The 15,879-nt window shown below is 62.4% G+C and carries 12 protein-coding genes and 1 pseudogene; 5 read left to right on the forward strand and 8 right to left on the reverse strand.

The window, feature by feature from the left end; all coding sequences use genetic code 11:
• The first annotated feature begins 63 nt into the window (after positions 1–63).
• A pseudogene (locus tag GFM02_RS27235) lies at positions 64–341 on the forward strand (helix-turn-helix transcriptional regulator).
• A 61-nt stretch (positions 342–402) separates the two neighbouring features.
• Here GFM02_RS27235 and guaA read toward each other — a convergent pair.
• Positions 403–1,965, reverse strand: a complete 1,563-nt coding sequence (gene guaA / locus GFM02_RS27240; RefSeq protein WP_020052549.1) for a glutamine-hydrolyzing GMP synthase — start codon at positions 1,963–1,965, stop codon at positions 403–405.
• Between the two features lie 284 nt (positions 1,966–2,249).
• On the opposite strand from guaA, the gene GFM02_RS27245 reads away from it, so the two are divergent.
• The 3 genes from GFM02_RS27245 (at position 2,250) to GFM02_RS27255 (ending at position 6,479) form a co-directional block, all read left to right on the forward strand.
• On the forward strand, positions 2,250–3,332 hold the full coding sequence (locus tag GFM02_RS27245; RefSeq protein ID WP_026265552.1) for a substrate-binding domain-containing protein: 1,083 nt from the start codon (positions 2,250–2,252) through the stop codon (positions 3,330–3,332).
• Positions 3,333–3,448: 116 nt separating this feature from the next.
• On the forward strand, positions 3,449–5,704 hold the full coding sequence (locus GFM02_RS27250) for an ABC transporter permease (RefSeq protein ID WP_168267866.1): 2,256 nt from the start codon (positions 3,449–3,451) through the stop codon (positions 5,702–5,704).
• Positions 5,697–6,479: an ATP-binding cassette domain-containing protein gene (locus GFM02_RS27255; RefSeq protein WP_168267864.1), complete on the forward strand. Its 783-nt coding sequence runs from the start codon at positions 5,697–5,699 to the stop codon at positions 6,477–6,479. The genes GFM02_RS27250 and GFM02_RS27255 overlap by 8 nt, the downstream gene beginning before the upstream one ends.
• A gap of 334 nt (positions 6,480–6,813) precedes the next feature.
• Here GFM02_RS27255 and GFM02_RS27260 read toward each other — a convergent pair whose 3' ends face one another.
• Complete coding sequence (locus GFM02_RS27260; RefSeq protein WP_064248221.1) at positions 6,814–7,452, reverse strand: 5'-methylthioadenosine/S-adenosylhomocysteine nucleosidase; 639 nt, start codon at positions 7,450–7,452, stop codon at positions 6,814–6,816.
• The gene (locus GFM02_RS27265; RefSeq protein WP_003544704.1) at positions 7,449–7,898 is read right to left on the reverse strand and encodes a PaaI family thioesterase; all 450 of its coding nucleotides are present in this window, start codon (positions 7,896–7,898) and stop codon (positions 7,449–7,451) included. The genes GFM02_RS27260 and GFM02_RS27265 overlap by 4 nt, the downstream gene beginning before the upstream one ends.
• A gap of 269 nt (positions 7,899–8,167) precedes the next feature.
• On the opposite strand from GFM02_RS27265, the gene GFM02_RS27270 reads away from it, so the two are divergent.
• The gene (locus tag GFM02_RS27270) at positions 8,168–9,244 is read left to right on the forward strand and encodes a DUF2252 family protein (protein ID WP_168267862.1); all 1,077 of its coding nucleotides are present in this window, start codon (positions 8,168–8,170) and stop codon (positions 9,242–9,244) included.
• 56 nt (positions 9,245–9,300) lie between these two features.
• Here GFM02_RS27270 and GFM02_RS27275 read toward each other — a convergent pair whose 3' ends face one another.
• From GFM02_RS27275 to GFM02_RS27295, 5 genes are all read right to left on the reverse strand, one after another.
• Positions 9,301–10,380, reverse strand: coding sequence for a DUF1513 domain-containing protein (locus GFM02_RS27275; protein ID WP_168267860.1), 1,080 nt, complete (start codon positions 10,378–10,380; stop codon positions 9,301–9,303).
• 4 nt (positions 10,381–10,384) lie between these two features.
• Complete coding sequence (locus tag GFM02_RS27280; RefSeq protein WP_168267858.1) at positions 10,385–11,485, reverse strand: imelysin family protein; 1,101 nt, start codon at positions 11,483–11,485, stop codon at positions 10,385–10,387.
• Positions 11,485–13,023 carry a di-heme oxidoredictase family protein gene (locus tag GFM02_RS27285; protein ID WP_168323353.1) on the reverse strand — a complete coding sequence of 513 codons (1,539 nt, stop codon included), beginning with the start codon at positions 13,021–13,023 and terminating at the stop codon, positions 11,485–11,487. Before GFM02_RS27285 ends, GFM02_RS27280 begins: the two co-directional genes overlap by 1 nt.
• Positions 13,024–13,070: 47 nt before the next feature.
• Entirely contained in the window at positions 13,071–14,348 is a 1,278-nt protein-coding gene (locus GFM02_RS27290) for an imelysin family protein (protein ID WP_168323354.1), read from the reverse strand.
• A 181-nt stretch (positions 14,349–14,529) separates the two neighbouring features.
• Complete coding sequence (locus tag GFM02_RS27295; RefSeq protein WP_168323355.1) at positions 14,530–15,819, reverse strand: RsmB/NOP family class I SAM-dependent RNA methyltransferase; 1,290 nt, start codon at positions 15,817–15,819, stop codon at positions 14,530–14,532.
• Positions 15,820–15,879: the final 60 nt, after the last annotated feature.

Below are 15,879 nucleotides of genomic sequence, written 5' to 3' on the forward strand. Positions count from 1 at the left end.
CCTTCCATCTTCCTCGACCTATTGCTTTCTATCTCGGGCCCCCCGAGCAGCAGGAGGCAAAGCATGGCCAAGGCAAATGCCGACGATGCACTACGCCGGACTATACGGCGCCATCAGCTGCGCGAGATGATCCCACTCGCTGACATCACCATCTACGAAATGGAGCAGCGTGGTGAATTTCCGCGCCGTTTTGCACTATCGCCTAGATGCATCGTCTGGGACTTAGCTGAAGTTGAGGCCTGGCTGCTCGCGCGCCGCGCCGACGCGCTCAGCAGCCGGACGTTTCAAAGCGTAAAACGCGGCCAGTCAAAGGGCGGGATCAAGCTCCATCAGAGGCATAGCCGGCGGCAAGAGCCCGGGTGTGTGTTTACGTCCCGCCACCCACGCGTCAATGATGTCCGATTATTCCCACTCGATCGTACCGGGCGGTTTCGACGTAACATCGTAGACCACGCGGTTGATGCCGCGCACCTCGTTGATGATGCGGGTGGCGGCGCGGCCGAGGAATTCCATGTCGTAGTGGTAGAAATCGGCCGTCATGCCGTCTACGGAGGTGACGGCGCGCAGTGCGCAGACGAATTCATAGGTGCGCCCGTCGCCCATGACGCCGACGGTCTGGACGGGCAGCAGCACGGCGAAGGCCTGCCAGATGGCGTCGTAGAGGCCGGCCTTGCGGATTTCGTCGAGATAGATCGCATCGGCCTCGCGCAGGATCTCCAGCTTTTCGCGGGTGATGCCGCCGGGGCAGCGGATCGCAAGGCCGGGGCCGGGGAAGGGGTGGCGGCCGATGAAGCTGTCGGGCAGGCCGAGTTCGCGGCCGAGCGCGCGCACCTCGTCCTTGAAGAGCTCGCGCAGCGGCTCGACGAGCTGCATCTTCATGCGCTCCGGCAGACCGCCGACATTGTGGTGCGATTTGATCGTCACCGACGGGCCGCCGGTGAAGGAAACGCTTTCGATCACGTCGGGATAGAGCGTGCCCTGGCCGAGGAAGTCGGCGCCGCCGAGCTTCTTTGCCTCTTCCTCGAAAGTCTCGATGAACAGCCTGCCGATGATCTTGCGCTTGGTTTCCGGGTCGCTGACGCCCTCGAGTTCGCCGATGAAACGATCGGCGGCATCGACGTGCAGCAGATGCAGATTGTAGTGCTCGCGGAACATGGCGACGACGCCGGCCGCCTCGTCCTTCCGCATCAACCCGTGGTCGACGAGGATGCAGGTCAGCTGGTCACCGACGGCCTCGTGGATCAGGAGGGCTGCGACGGAACTGTCGACGCCGCCCGAAAGCGCGCAGATGACGCGTTTGTCGCCCACCTGCGCACGGATCTGCTCGACCGCCTTCTGGCGATAGGCCGACATCGACCAGTCGCCCTTGATGCCGGCAATGTTGTGAATGAAATTGCCAATCAGCTTGGCGCCATCAGGCGTATGCACGACTTCCGGGTGGAACTGCACGCCGTAATATTTGCGCTTCTCGTCAGCGATGAAGGCATAGGGCGCGTTGGAGGAGGTGGCGACCACCTCGAAACCATCCGGCAGCGCGGTGACGCGGTCGCCATGGCTCATCCAGACCTGATGGCGCGAGCCGGAGGACCAGAGGCCCTCGAACAGCTGGCAGTCCCTGTCGACATCGAGGAAGGCGCGGCCGAATTCGCGATGATGGCCGCTCTCGACCTTGCCGCCGAGCTGCATGCACATCGTCTGCTGGCCGTAGCAGATGCCGAACACCGGCAGGCCGCTGTCGAAGATGATCTGAGGCGCTCGCGGCGATCCCTCGTCCACCGTGGAAGCCGGGCTGCCGGACAGGATCACGGCCTTCGGCTGCAGGCGGTGGAAGCCTTCTTCGGCCGATTGGAAGGGGACGATCTCGCAATAGACGCCGGCCTCGCGCACGCGTCGTGCGATGAGCTGGGTCACCTGGCTGCCGAAATCGACGATGAGAACGGAGTCGGGATGTGCTGTCTGGGTCATGGCGAGGCTTTAATGAAAAGCGCTTCGCCTGGCAATCCGGGAAATCGGCGGCATCAGGTTTTTATTGTTCCAATTGTCCCGACCCCACCAACCTGTCACCTGCCATTCAAAAACGGTTATCGGACGCTTCCAAAAGCGAAAAATTCACAAGTAGGATGGGTTTGCGGTTTACTTGAACCAGAATTGCGCGGAATATTAGAGAATGGGAGGATAAGCCTTCGGCCCACTCTCGATACATTGCGCCGGAACGGCTTTCGTCCCTTGGTTTCAAGGGAGGACCAATCATGAGGCGGGTATTGTTCTACGCGGCATCGGCCGCGATACTGTCGCTCGGTGTCTCGCATGCATTTGCGCAGTCGGGCGGCGTCGAGAAAGCGGTTGGCGGCTATAACTTCGAGGAAGCGGCAAAAGAGGCCCCCGGCACGAAGGATTTCCATTCGGCTGACGGTCATTTGACCTTCGCGATCGTGACGCACACGGCAGGCAATGGCTTCTTTGACCCTGTCTATGTCGGCGCGACCGTCGCCGGCAATATGATCGGTGCCAAGATATTGCTGCTCGGTTCGGAATCGCCGGTGGACGATCCCGCCCGCGAGATCGAGATCCTGAACCAGATCGTTCAGGACCCTACGATCGACGGCATCATCATGACGACGCCGCAGGTCGGCGCCTATAACGACATCGTCAAGGCTGCCGAGGCGGCCGGCATCCCGATCGCGACGACCAACTCGTTCGACGGCACCATACTGCACCGGAGCGCGATCAGCCATACCGGCCAGGACGCGTCGGCCGCGGCAATCGGCGGCGAGGCGCTCGCGACTTGCGTGCTTGCCAGTGGCGCGACCAGCGGCTCGATCGTGCTGCCGTCCTCCACCGCGATGGGCAACATCGAGGTGAACAACCGAGTCACCGCCGCCTTCAATGCCATCGTCAAGACGTTGAAGGACGCCGGCAAGCTCGATGCCTTCAAGGTTGACGCCGGTCCGGAGAACGTCGGCATCGACACGAACCCGAACGACCCTGTCAACGCACTTGTTTCGCTCTTCGAGTCCCGTGGAGACGTGGTCGGCGCCTTCACAGCCAACAACGTCTTTACGCCGCCGCTCGTCAAGGCGGTTGCCCAGATGGGGCGGACAGGCAAGTTGTGCGCTTATGGTTTCGATCTCGGCCCGGCGCAGCAGGAAGGCATCGCAGCGGGGAACCTGACCGGCTCGCTCGGCCAGCAGCCCTTCCTGCAGGGCTTCTGGCCCGTCATGCAGCTTTATCTGCAGATCGATCGCGGTATCGCGGCTGCCAATCTCGACACGCGTGCCCAGCTTGTGACGAAGGAAACGGTCGCCAACGTCGGCAAGCGCTTCGAGAACTGACTGCCGTTCGAAACGTCTGAAATCAAGGCGGGAGGGTGCGAGCCATCCCGCCACGCGAAGGCAAGCATCGGTCGGTAGAAACTCATTCGGTAGAAATTCATTTTCGGTAGAAACTGATGGAGCCCGCCACGACGACATCGCTCGGCCGTGCGCCGCCCCAGCTCGTCGGCGGCTGGGAGGCGGGGCTCCTCGTGTTCCTTGCGCTGCTCTATTTCGGCGGGGCAATCGTCAATCCGGCCTTTTTCGGATCGACGGAGGCCCTTCACGCGCTTCTGCGCGATACGTCCCGTGTGGGCATCATCGCGGTCGGGATGACTTTCGTCATCGTCAACAGGGATCTCGATCTTTCGGTCGGTTCGACCTACGGCCTGATCGCGGTGGTCTTCGCCAGGCTTTTTGCCCCGAGCTTTCTCGATTTCGGCGTGATCCAGTCAGCGATCCTCTGCGTGCTGCTGGGCACGGCGATCGGCCTGATCAACGGCGTGCTCGTCACCATCCTGAAAGTGCCGGCCTTCATCGCGACGCTGACGATCCTCTTCATCGGCCGCGGTTTCGTGCTGGCGCTGACGCATGGCCAGGCAATCTATTACTCCGACAAGGCGAAAGACCATCCGCTGTTCTTCCACCTGGGCGAGACGAATATCCTCGGCTTCAACAATCAGATCGCGATCTTCTTCCTCATCGCCATGGTTGGGGCCTATGTGCTTGCCAAGACCCGCTGGGGCTATGAGACTTTCGCCACCGGCGGAAACGAGCAGGCGGCGGCCTATGCCGGCATTCGCACGCGCTGGGTGCGCATTCGCGCCTATCTGCTCTCCTCGCTTTGCGCGACCCTTGCAGCTCTCCTGTCGGCCGCGCAGGACAAGGGCGTCACCCCTCTCTATGGTGTCAGCTGGGAACTCACCGTCATCGCATCGGTCGTCATCGGCGGAGCATCGATCCTTGGCGGGCGCGGGCGCGTCATCGGGTCTTGCCTGGGGGCTGCGGTCGTCGTGCTGATCGACAAGGTGCTGCGCGAGGGATGGCCGATCACGCGCATCGTCGTGATCGACGGTGAAAACGTCTCGGTCGGCGCCAAGTTCACGTTGCCGGCAGGCGCCGTTCTGGTTTTCCTGGGTCTGCTTCTCGTCATCGCCGTGCTGATCGAGCCCTTACTCATTCGGCGCCAGGTCGCGGCCCGGCTATGGGCATGGCTGCGCGGTCGGCCACCCCCGCCGGCCTATGAGATCGGCGGCGTGGCGATCGAAGGTGTGCAGACCAAGGGGGCGATGGCGGCCGACATGGCGCTGTCTGCCACCGGGCTCGGCAAGTTTCTCGCCCGCCGCGACGCACTGGCCATCATCCTGACCGTCGTGTTGTGGCTGACGGGCCTCGTGCTCAGGCCGGACTACTGGTGGAACCTGCCCAACACCTTTGCCATCCTGCTCAATTACACGGAACTGGCCCTCATCGCGGTCGGGCTCACCTATGTCATCGCAGCCGGCGATATCGATCTCTCCGTCGGCGCAGTGCTCGCTCTTGCCGGCAGCACGGCGGCCTATTTCCTGAAAGTGCTCGGCGCCGATCCGCTCACCGCCGTGACGATGGGCCTGTTTGCGGGGATGGCCGCCGGGGCCGTCAACGCCATGGTCGTCGTCGGCTTCAAACTGCCTGCCTTCATCGCCACGCTCGGCATGTTCTACATTGCCCGCGGGCTCGCCGCCTGGTTCGTCGCGGGACAGCAGCTGACCGGCTGGTCAGAGGGCTATAACCTGCTCGGACGCAAGGTGAATGACGTTCTCCTGCATTTCGGCCTTGCATTGCCGCCGGGGATCATTCGCTCGGTGGCCGAGGTCGTTAGCGTCCAGACGATCTGGATGTTTTTCGTTGCCGTGATCGCCGGTATCGTGCTTGCCTATACGCCGTTCGGGCTGAAGGTCTGCGCTGCCGGCGGCAACGTGCGCGCCGCCGCTTATGCCGGCATCAACACCAACCGCGTGCGCTTCATCGCGCTCATGCTGTCGGCGCTCTGCGCCACCATGGCCGGGATCATCAACGTCGCCTATTTTCGCAGCTTCAACCCGGTTGCCGGCCAGTTTCGCGAGCTCGATGCGATCGCTTCTGTCATCATCGGCGGCGGATCGATCTTCGGCGGTTACGGCACGATGATCGGCTCGCTTGCGGGCGCCGCCGTCATCACGCTCGTGCGGGCGCTGCTTCAACTCAACGTTCAGGGGTTCAGCATGCCGCAGCACTGGATCAACGTCTTTATCGGCGTCATCCTCATCGTCGCGGTGCTGATCGATATATGGGTGCGCCAGGCCAATATTTTCGGGCGCCTGCGCACCCGGCTGAGAAGAGGTGCGCCAACAGGGGACAGCAGTCATGGCTGACGCGACACCATCCGCGCCGATCGTGGAAATGCGGGGCATGGAAAAAGCCTTCGGGGCCGTGCAGGCGCTTCGCAAGGTCGATCTGACGCTTTATCCCGGCGAGATTCTCGGCCTGGTCGGCGACAACTCGGCCGGCAAATCGACGCTCATGAAGATCCTGACCGGTGCTTATCAGCGCGACGCGGGTGATATCCTCGTTGCCGGGCAACCGGTGCGGTTCAAGAGCCCGCACGAGAGCCGCGACGTCGGCATCGAGATGATCTACCAGGATTTCGCGCTCTGCGGCAACATGGATGTCGGCCAGAATATCTTCCTTGGCCGCTGGCCGCTCAAAGGCCCTTTCGTTAACAGGCGGAAGATGTATGCGGAAGCCGACAGCGTGCTGAAACGGCTCAAGGTCGACGTGAACTCGGTCTATCAGAAGGTCGAAAGCCTGTCGGGCGGCCGCCAGCAATCCGTCGCGATCGCCCGCGCAATCTCGTTCGAGCCGCGCGTCGTGATCCTCGACGAGCCGACCGCCAACCTTTCCGTGATGGCGACCGAACGGCTGCTCGAAACCATGCTGGAGCTGAAGAAGCAGGGCGTCGCCCAGATCATCATCTCACACCGCCTTATCGATATTTTTGCCGTGGGCGATCGCGTCATGGTCCTCAAACGCGGCGAATATGTCGGCGATCGCTACATCAGGAACACGGACGAGCATGAAGTGCTGGAGATCATCGTTTCCGGCACGCGAGAGAATGCGCTGACAGCCGATGAGGCAAGATCCATTTGAATAGCCACTGTGAATCAGAAACGAAGGTTGACGCCGGTCTGGTGAAACGCATCATGTTGATTGTCAATCGTAATTCGAAGCGCAGGTGGGGTCACGACCGGCGCCGATGGAGCGTCATGTCAGCCCGGAAACGCTCGCGGCCCTGAAGAGGTTCACAGTGCAAACACGTTCCTGAGCAAGCGCCGGTCAGAAACGGTTTGTTTCGGAAAGGCGTGGCTCGCGAACGCCCAGGGTAACATCGCACCGATCTCAAGCCTTCCTACTGGACTGCAGCGCCACGATGACGCGTTCAGTCATTGATGGCCACCTGCCGGGACACGATCCATTCAGGGGCTCAGAACCAGAAAACCCCATCCTCCAGCGCCGTGAACAGGCTGTCGACGCCATAGGAGAGCTTGCGGTCGACGATGTGCAGATATTCGGTCCAGCCGGAAATATGCTGCAGCTCGACGGCGCCGTCGGAAATGCCGCGAAGGCCGATCAGTGGCAGCTTGTAGCCCTGGCAGGCGCGCAGCACCGCATAGGTCTCCATGTCGACCATGTCGGCGTCGATGCCTGTATAGGCGGTGCCCGAGATGATGTTGCCGCCGGTGGAAAGGCTTGCTTCGGCAATGCCGGGAATGCGCAGCGGCAGCTCGAGCGTTGCGGGCAGGTCGAGAAAGGGTGTCTTGCCCTTTTCGAAGCCGAGCGGCGAGGCGTCCATGTCGCGGTAGGAAACCGAGGTCACCTGATAGATTTCGGTCTGCTCCAGTTTCGCCGAGCCGGCCGAGCCGAGGGAGACGACAAGATCGGGCAGGTCGTCGACGGCATCCAGCCGCGCCAATGTCTTGCTCAGCGCGATGGCTGCCTCGACCGGGCCGACGCCGGTCATCAAAGGTTCGATGCGCGAACGCAGGAAGGGACCGTATTCGGCCTCCGCCGCCATGACGAAAAGGATGGATTTCCCCGCGACCGATTTCAGTTCGAACTTCATCCCGTAATGCCCTCTCTACCGCGGATCACCATCATCGTTCCGGTCATGGAGGCGATGAGTTTCGCCGGCCCGTCGCTGATCGCGTAGCCTCGTCCGTCGGCGACGATGATGGTGGAGCCGGGTTTGGTGATTTCCCCGCGAAACAGGAAACGATCGCCACGCCCCGGCGACATGAGATTGACCTTGAACTCGATCGTCAGGATCGAGGCTTCCGGGTCGATGACGCTGTAGGCGGCAAAGCCGCAGGCCGAATCGAGCGCTGCGGAAATGATGCCTGCGTGCAGGATGCCGTGCTGCTGTGTCAGTTTGACGTCGAAGGGCAGCTCGATCTCGACGACGCCGTGTTCGACACGCGTCAGCTCCGCGCCGATCGTCTCCATCGCCGCCTGCCGCGCAAAATTGCGGCGGATTCGCGCGCGGAAATCGCCCCTGTCAGTCTCGCTCATGTCTGCCCCTCTTGCAGCCGAGAAAGTGGCATGGCGCGCCGCATTCGACAAGCTGGACATTGCTGAAATCGGTCCGGGCGCCCCGATGGAAACCCGGGACCGTGTCGCCGCGGCAACCCTTCACCTTTCCGTCGCCGTACAAGCCGGCACAGCTGGCCGGTACCGCTCGCCAGTACCGCTCGATTATGGCGATCCGATGCGAAGACGATTGCAGCTTCGCGCGGTGCGCGTATTCTCCGCATCGGGTCGCGAAATGATGGAGCGCCGGCATGACGACGATATCGCAATCGGTGCGGAATTTCGAGACTTGGCTGGCCGGCGAACTCGGCGGCGATCTCGTCAAGGACGATCTCCGCGAGAAGCATGAGAAGATGCGGAGCGACGATTTCGTCTTCCTGCGCGCCACCTATTGGCGCTGGTGCGAGATCATCCTCGATATCTGCCCGGAACTGACAGGCGCGCCTGAGGTACTGGCGATCGGCGATACGCATCTGGAGAATTTCGGCACCTGGCGCGATATCGAGGGCCGGCTCGTCTGGGGCGTCAATGACTTCGACGACGCGGCGGTGATGCCCTATGCGTTGGATCTCGTTCGCCTTGCGGCAAGCGCTGTCCTCGCCCGTGGCGGTGACGGTCCCTCGGTTCGCATGATCGGCGAATTGATCTTGAGTGGTTATCGCAGGGGCCTTGAAAATCCGCTGCCTGTTATCCTCGAGCGCGACCACAAATGGCTGCGCAAGGCGCTGCTGCTGCCGAATTCCGAACGCCGGGAATTCTGGGGGAAATACGAAATGCTGCAGCCCGGCAAGAAGCCGCCTCCGGCAGCCTATGTCGAGGCGCTCGCAGACGCGCTGCCGTTGGGGGCAGGATCCTTCGTGGCGAAGCCACGCAGCGGCGGCACCGGCAGCCTCGGCCGGCCGCGTTTCGTCGCCTATGCCGAATGGCAGGGTGGGCCGGTGCTGCGCGAGGCAAAGGCGCTGGTGCCGTCCGCCTGGTCGCTTCGCCACAACCCGCGGGATGTGGCGATCCATGCAAGCGAGATCGCCAATGGGCGGGCGCGCTCTGCCGATCCGCATTACCGGATCTCCGGCCGCACCCTCGTGCGCCGGCTCTCGCCGAACAGCTGCAAGATCGAAATCGACCGGCACCCCGAGATCCTGCTTTCGCCGACGATGCTGGAACTGATGGGATTCGAGATCGCCAATTGCCATTCCGACGATGCAGCGGCGGTTGCAGCGATCCTGAAGGATTTGGCGGCGCGGGGAAACGACTGGCTGCACGAGGCAGCAAGGGCCGCGGCATCGAGCGTCAGCGCCGAGCAGAAAGCCTATTCCCGCGCCGGCTAAAGCAATTCCAGCAAAAGTGTGCAGCGGTTTTGCGTCCGGAATTGCGCTTCTCTGATTTAGAGCCGTACGATGTGCTGATCCCAGGCGACGTCGCTGCGGGTCGACAGGAAATCGCCATCATAGGAGGAGACTGCAAAGCCGCTTCTTGCCGGCGCGATGCCTGCCGCATCCGGAACGGAAGTCTCGGCCAGCATCTTGCCCGTCCTAGTGTCGATGGTCACCGAGGCGCCGCCCTTCGGCGAGGTGATGCCGACGAGACCCTCGCTGCGATTGACGGCGATCGCCCCGACGTAATTGGCAAGCCTGCGCGTTGTCTCCTCCGGCAGGTCGATGAAGGTAAGATCCTCCCCCTTGGCGAAATGGCCGACAAGCGGCGGCAAATCCTTGCGGTGGCCTTCATACTGGCAGGCGAACCAGATGCGGCCCGCGCCATCGAGATCGACATGGCGAGTGGAGAGTTCTGCCCATTCCGCGGGCAGCACATGTTTTTCGACCAGCGCACCGGTCGCCGCATCGATCAGCGCCAGCGACGGCTGCATCTCTCCGAGATTGAGCTTGGTGCGGCCGAAATCCGGATGCGTCTCGATGCCGCCATTGGCGACGATGAGCAGGCGTCCGTCGTTGGAAACGGTCATGTCGTGCGGGCCGATGCCGTAGGTCTCGAATTCGCCGATGCGGGTGAAGCGGTCGGTAGCGTCGTAGAGGCCGATCATGCCGCGATTGCCGTCGAAGTCGTTCTCGCTGGCGTAGAGCAAGCGGCCGTCAGGAGAGAAGGCGCCGTGGCCGTAGAAATGGCGGTCCTCCCTGGAGCTGATGACGATCGGCTCGCTTTTGTTCCAGGGATCGAAGATCATCGCATAAGTGCCGGGCCGGCGCGCAAAGGCGACAGTCTTGCCGGTACTGGCGCTGAAGGCCATGCCGTGGGCGCGGGCGGGAAGCGCCACCTGATCGACGATCTCGCCGCGCTCGGTCACGGTCGCAATGGCAAAGGAGCCGTCGACTGCCCGAATGCCCGAGGCGTAGACCGCATCAGTCCGCTCCAGCGCCATCAGCGACCTTGGCGTCAAGGTGGTAAGGAAGCCGAGCCCCGCCGCCTTGACGAAGCTGCGTCGATTGATCGCGGCACTTTGCATCATCGTCTCAATCTCCGTCCGAAAAGGAAAAGCCGGCCGAAAGGCCGATGGCTGAGCCATATTCGTCGCTGATCCGGGTGATCAGGTCGCGGCTTTCGGCAAGCAGCGTATCGAGCTTGGCCTTCTCCGCATCGCTTGTGGCGATGTCGATATCGGGATTGAGCTTCGGCACGCTGTCGAGCAGTGATTTGAAATCCTCGTCGATCGAGGCGGCGATCGGCTGTTTGTCCGGTGGCAGAAGTTCGGCCATGCCGGCCTTCTGCCAGAGCGTGCGCAGGCCCTCCAGATTGGCGGCCATCGATTTCCAGGTGTTCTTGGAGCGCCAGTAGATCGCCATGCGCGGCCGTGGCGCGGTGTCCTTGCCCTTGTAGAATTGCTCCAGCCGCTGGTCGCGAACATTCTCCGCACCATGGACGAGAATGCCGAGCAGCGCGGTCACCGCTTCCTTATTGTCCATGAAATCGTTGCTCTGCGGGCCTGGATGTTTCCAGCTCGCCTGCACGCCGTCGGGCTTTTCCCAGGCGGCGACGACTTCGCCGGCTTCCCGCTGGATATTGCCGGCGACCGCCTCGCCGTAAAGGCAGCGGAAGCCATTTTTCTGCCCGATGAGATCGTTGGAGCCATTGCCGTAGAGCACGTATTCCAGCGCTGTCAGGCCTTGCAGCGCAACACTCTTGCCGGCGATCGCATCGACCGTCGCATCCTTTGGATCGGCCTTGGCGATCAGCGCCTGCACCTGCTTGAGGCCGACGCCCTTGCGGTCGGGATAAAACAGGATGTGCTCGAAGAGATTGTCCTGGATAACAGGCCCGGTCTGGACGATCTCGATGATCGACCAGTAGCGGATTGTATCGTCGAAGGCGGATTTCGCCTTGTCGAGCGTCTGCTGGGTGCCGTCGGCGCAAAGATCCTTCATCGCCGTCGTCAGCCGGGCGGCCGATTGCTGCATGTTGCGATAGCCTGGACGGATCACCTCGTCGACGGCCCGCTGCATGACGGCGGGAACGGCATCCTCGTTCAGCCCTGCCGGGGGAGCTGCGGTCTGGGCGGCCGCGGATGTAGCGAGGCCGATCAGAGTAAGGCAGAGCAGGGGGTGCCAAAGGCGCATCAAAGTGACTCCAGGAATGTAATCAGGGCCACCCTGTCATCTTTCGGCAGGGAGGAGAAAGCGTTGCGGGCCTTTTCAGCTTCGCCGCCATGCCAGAGGATCGCTTCGGTGAGGCTCCGCGCACGGCCGTCATGCAGAAAAAAGCTGTGTCCGCTGACAGTCCGGGTCAGTCCTATACCCCATAGCGGCGGCGTGCGCCATTCACGTCCGCTTGCAAGGCCGACCTGCTGCCCGTCGGCAAGCCCGTCGCCCATGTCGTGCAGAAGAAAGTCGGAATAGGGCCAGATCAGCTGGAACGACTGCGCTTTTTCGGGCGTATCCCGCCGGGTGACGAATTTCGGCACGTGGCAGGAAATGCAGCCGCTTTCGTAGAAGATCTGTTTGCCCTGCAGCGTCTCGGGGAAACTCGCCTTGCGCCGTGCCGGAACGGCGAGATTTCCGGAATAGAAGGTGACGAGGTCGAGAATGGGACCCGGCGCTTCTTCTGCGCCCAGCCGTTTCTGCACGCCAGTCGGCATATCAAGGCATTTCTCTTCCGCCTTGGTGCAATCCCCCTGCGCATCCGGGTGATCGGGCGTCGAGATGCCTATATCATTGGCAAAGGCATCCGCACTCTGGTCGCGCACCGTGGCGTTCTGCGCTTTCCAGCCGAATCGTCCGAGCGCGATCTTGCCGCTGCGGTGGTCGCGCACGATCGCAGCCTTCCCCGAAATGCCGTCGCCGTCGGCAGCATCAGGGTCGGCATGGGCAAGGATGTCGGCCTCGGGAATGGCCTCGATCAGTCCAAGGCCGATCATCGCCGAGGCGACACGCGGCGAAATCGTCGTCGCCGGATCGAGCGGTCCATAACCAAGGTTTGTCACCGCATAACTCGGCCGGCGCAGCGACACGATCTCGCCATCGCCGAGCGTCACCCTCTCTTCGCGGTAGCTGATCGCCATCTTGCCTTCAGCGGCAAGGCCGGGAACGGCGAGGTCCTGCAGCTGATGGCCGTAGACCGGATCGGGAAAATTGACGACATCGGCACGCGCAACCGCTTTTTCTTCCTCCGGCGTCCTGGCCGTACGGGAAAGCCGCAGCAACATCGAGGTGGCGCTCGGACCTCCCTCCGGCGGTCTTCCGCGGCCGTCATTGACATGGCAGCTCATGCAGGAGCGGGCGTTGAAAAGCGGCCCGAGACCATCGGAGGCCTGCGTCGAGGAGGGAGCAGATACCCAGAGCTTGCGGAAGAGCGCATTGCCCAGCTTGAAATTCTGCTCTTCCTCGAAGGGGATATTGGCCGAAATATGCGAGAAGCTGTCTTCGGTGACGGGGTCGATCGAGGTCGTCGCCCCTGCCTGCATCGCTTCGTATTGTTCGGCCCTGGAAAAATCCGCCGTCGGCCGCGTCACATCGGCTACGCGTTTCAGATCTGCCTCGGAGAGGTCGGTGCGTTTTCTCGGCAGGTCGAAACCGGCGGCGATGCTGACGGAAAAACCGGCAAGCGTTGCGCAGAGCGTTGCGCTGGCGAAAAATCGGCGGGCCGGGGCATGCGACATTTCAGGGTCCGGGCCGCTCCGGCTTTCGAAGCGGCCCGCCTTTTTGCTTATTGGAAGACGGCGTTAGGATTATCCAAGCTGTCGGAACCTTCAAGCTGAACCGTGCCGAGATCGAGTGCGGCAATAACGCGCTGCACCGATTTCGTCTGGTCGATCAGCCCGTCGATGGCGGCCTGGACAACGGCGTTGCCGTCCTTGTTGCCTTCGCCGATCATCTGATCGTACTTTTCGACCGTCTCGCCGCGCTTTGCCATGGCATTCATCGCATCGAGCGTCTTGTTGAGCTTGCCTTCCACTTCGGCATCGAGCGCCTTGTCCTTGGCGGCCACCAGATCGTGCAGCGACGGGCCGCTGAGCTTGGTGCCGTCGACGCGGGTATAATTGCCGGTATAGGCGGCAGCAATGCCGATCGCGTCGTTGAGATGCGAGTTGTAGGTATTGTCCGAGAAGCAATCATGCTCTTCTTCCGGATCGTGCAGCAGCAGGCCGAGCTTCATGCGCTCGCCGGCAAGCTCGCCGTAGGAAAGCGAACCCATGCCCGTCAGGATCGCCACAAGGCCTGCCTTCGGATCGGCTTCGACATTCTTCGTCGCAGCGCCATCCGGCTTCCAGTTGTCGGTCATTTCCTGCAGGTCGGAAACGAGCAGGGTGGAGGCGGACTTCAGATATTCGGCGCGGCGGTCGCAATTGCCGTGCGTGCAATTCTTGAGGTCGTAATCGGTTGCGGGACGATCGCCGGCGCCGGGACCCGTGCCGTTCAGATCCTGACCCCAGAGCAGGAACTCGATGGCGTGATAGCCGGTCGCGACATTGGCTTCGATGCCGCCTGCCTCGGCGAGCGTGCCGGAGAGGAATTCTGGCGTCAGCTTGGAGGCGTCGACATCCTTGCCGTCGATCTTGATCGTCTTGTTGGCGATGACATTTGCCACGTAGAGAGAATTTTCATCGCTCTCGGTGCCGTAGGAGGCATCGACATAGTCGATCAGGCCTTCATCGAGCGGCCACGCGTTGACCCTGCCTTCCCAGTCGTCGACGACTGGATTGCCGAAGCGATAGACTTCCGTCTGCTGGTAGGGGACGCGTGCCTTGATCCAGGCGTCCCTGGCGGCCTTGAGCGTCGCGTCGGTCGGCGCCTTCAGGAAGGCGTCGATCGCGGCGTCGAGCGCGTTGGCCGTCGTCAGCGAGTCCTCGTATTTCGCATGCGCCACGTCGGCATAGTGTTTCACTACGCTAGCAGCATCGGTCTCGGCATGCACGGGAAGGGCGAGCAGGGCGGCGGGGGCGATCGCCAGCACGGCTGCGCGGAATTTGCGGTTGAGCTTCATGATCCTCTCCTCTGACGGGATTTTCCGTCTAATCGGGCTTCGTCTCTTCGCGCAAAAGCAAACTGGTGTCAAATTCTCTAGTTTGGAATGATTTTAAGAATAGACAGGCGCGGCTAACCGGTCATTTTTGAACGGCATTTGCTTGAAAACCGGCAGCTGCGTAGGCCTCCGCTAAACCGCGTCAGCCTTTGCGCTGCATACGGCAGAAGAAGAAGCCGTCGGTATCGGTGGAGGCGGGTGTCAAAGTCACCGTCAGGCCGTCGGAAGAATGCGGACGCGGGGCATCCTTGCCGAACAGGGCTTCCCAGGCGGGCAGGGCGCTGACGATCTGAAAATCAGGATTTTCGGCCGTGAAGCGGCGCGCCTGTTCCTCGTTTTCCTGGGGCAGGACCGAGCAGGTCACATAGATCAGATCGCCGCCTGATTTGACGAAGCCGCTCGCCTGCGCCAGCGCGTCCTGCTGCTGGGCGGTGCGTTCGTCGAGGTTCTTTGCCGTCAGCCGCCACTTCGTATCGGGGCGGCGGCGCCATGTGCCGGTGCCGGTGCAGGGCGCGTCTACCAGCACCTTGTCACAGCGTTCGGCAAGGGCGGAGAGCGCCCTGGCGTCGTCATGCACCTGGACATTGCGTGTGCCCGCCCGCTTCAGCCGTTCGATGATCGGCGCCAGCCGCTTGCGGTCGGCGTCGTAGGCGTGAACCTGTCCCTTGTTCTGCATGGCGGCCGCCATGGCGAGCGTCTTGCCGCCGCCGCCGGCGCAATAGTCGAGAACCTGTTCGCCCTCGTGGGCGAGCACCAGGTCGGCGACGATTTGCGATCCCTCGTCCTGAACTTCGAACCAGCCCTTCTGGAACGAAAGCTCGGCTGTCACGTTGGGGAGGCGCGAGGCGCCTTCGCCGGCGGCAATCCGGATGCCGTAGCGGGCGATCTTCGCAGCATGCGCGTTCGCTCTTTCGAGCGCCCTGACGACCTTGTCGCGGGAGGCTTTGAGCAGGTTGGCGCGCAGATCGAGCGTCGGGCGGGCGGCGAGTGCCTGTGCCTCGGCGAGCCAGCCGGCGCCGAAGGCCTGTTCGAAGGAGGGTTGGATCCATTCGGGAATATCGCCGCGAATATGCGGCGGCGCATCGTCGAGCGATCGCCTTTGAAAGGCCGAGACGGCGTCGGCTGAAAGCGGCGCCGGCGCAAACTTGTCGTCCGCCAGCTCAGTGGCAAGACTGTCTGATGTAAAACCCCATTGGCGGAACATGACGGCATGGGCAATGGCCGCAGGACTGTCGTCATCCATCAGCCAGGCATGGGAAAGCCGCATGCGCAGTGCGTCATAGACGATGTTGCCGATCGCCGCACGATCGCCGGAGCCGGCGAAGCGGTGCGCGAGGCCCCAGTCCTTCAGCGCGTCGGCGACGGGCCGCTTGCGGGCATCGATGTCCGCGAGCACAGAAATCGCCCCTTCGAGGCGGCCGCCCAGACGCATTCACATGTCTCCTGTTGCCGTGGCGAGTGAACGATCAGCGCAAACGCGAGTGTCACGCAT

The organism is Rhizobium leguminosarum bv. viciae (assembly GCF_012276115.1).
GTDB lineage: Bacteria > Pseudomonadota > Alphaproteobacteria > Rhizobiales > Rhizobiaceae > Rhizobium > Rhizobium leguminosarum_T.

What these genes read in the sequence shown, in the direction of transcription:
- guaA (WP_020052549.1), bottom strand. Translation starts at nt 1,965, where the DNA reads ATGACCCAGACAGCACATCCCGACTCCGTTCTCATCGTCGATTTCGGC.
- GFM02_RS27245 (WP_026265552.1), top strand. Translation starts at nt 2,250, where the DNA reads ATGAGGCGGGTATTGTTCTACGCGGCATCGGCCGCGATACTGTCGCTC.
- GFM02_RS27250 (WP_168267866.1), top strand. Translation starts at nt 3,449, where the DNA reads ATGGAGCCCGCCACGACGACATCGCTCGGCCGTGCGCCGCCCCAGCTC.
- GFM02_RS27255 (WP_168267864.1), top strand. Translation starts at nt 5,697, where the DNA reads ATGGCTGACGCGACACCATCCGCGCCGATCGTGGAAATGCGGGGCATG.
- GFM02_RS27260 (WP_064248221.1), bottom strand. Translation starts at nt 7,452, where the DNA reads ATGAAGTTCGAACTGAAATCGGTCGCGGGGAAATCCATCCTTTTCGTC.
- GFM02_RS27265 (WP_003544704.1), bottom strand. Translation starts at nt 7,898, where the DNA reads ATGAGCGAGACTGACAGGGGCGATTTCCGCGCGCGAATCCGCCGCAAT.
- GFM02_RS27270 (WP_168267862.1), top strand. Translation starts at nt 8,168, where the DNA reads ATGACGACGATATCGCAATCGGTGCGGAATTTCGAGACTTGGCTGGCC.
- GFM02_RS27275 (WP_168267860.1), bottom strand. Translation starts at nt 10,380, where the DNA reads ATGATGCAAAGTGCCGCGATCAATCGACGCAGCTTCGTCAAGGCGGCG.
- GFM02_RS27280 (WP_168267858.1), bottom strand. Translation starts at nt 11,485, where the DNA reads ATGCGCCTTTGGCACCCCCTGCTCTGCCTTACTCTGATCGGCCTCGCT.
- GFM02_RS27285 (WP_168323353.1), bottom strand. Translation starts at nt 13,023, where the DNA reads ATGTCGCATGCCCCGGCCCGCCGATTTTTCGCCAGCGCAACGCTCTGC.
- GFM02_RS27290 (WP_168323354.1), bottom strand. Translation starts at nt 14,348, where the DNA reads ATGAAGCTCAACCGCAAATTCCGCGCAGCCGTGCTGGCGATCGCCCCC.
- GFM02_RS27295 (WP_168323355.1), bottom strand. Translation starts at nt 15,819, where the DNA reads ATGCGTCTGGGCGGCCGCCTCGAAGGGGCGATTTCTGTGCTCGCGGAC.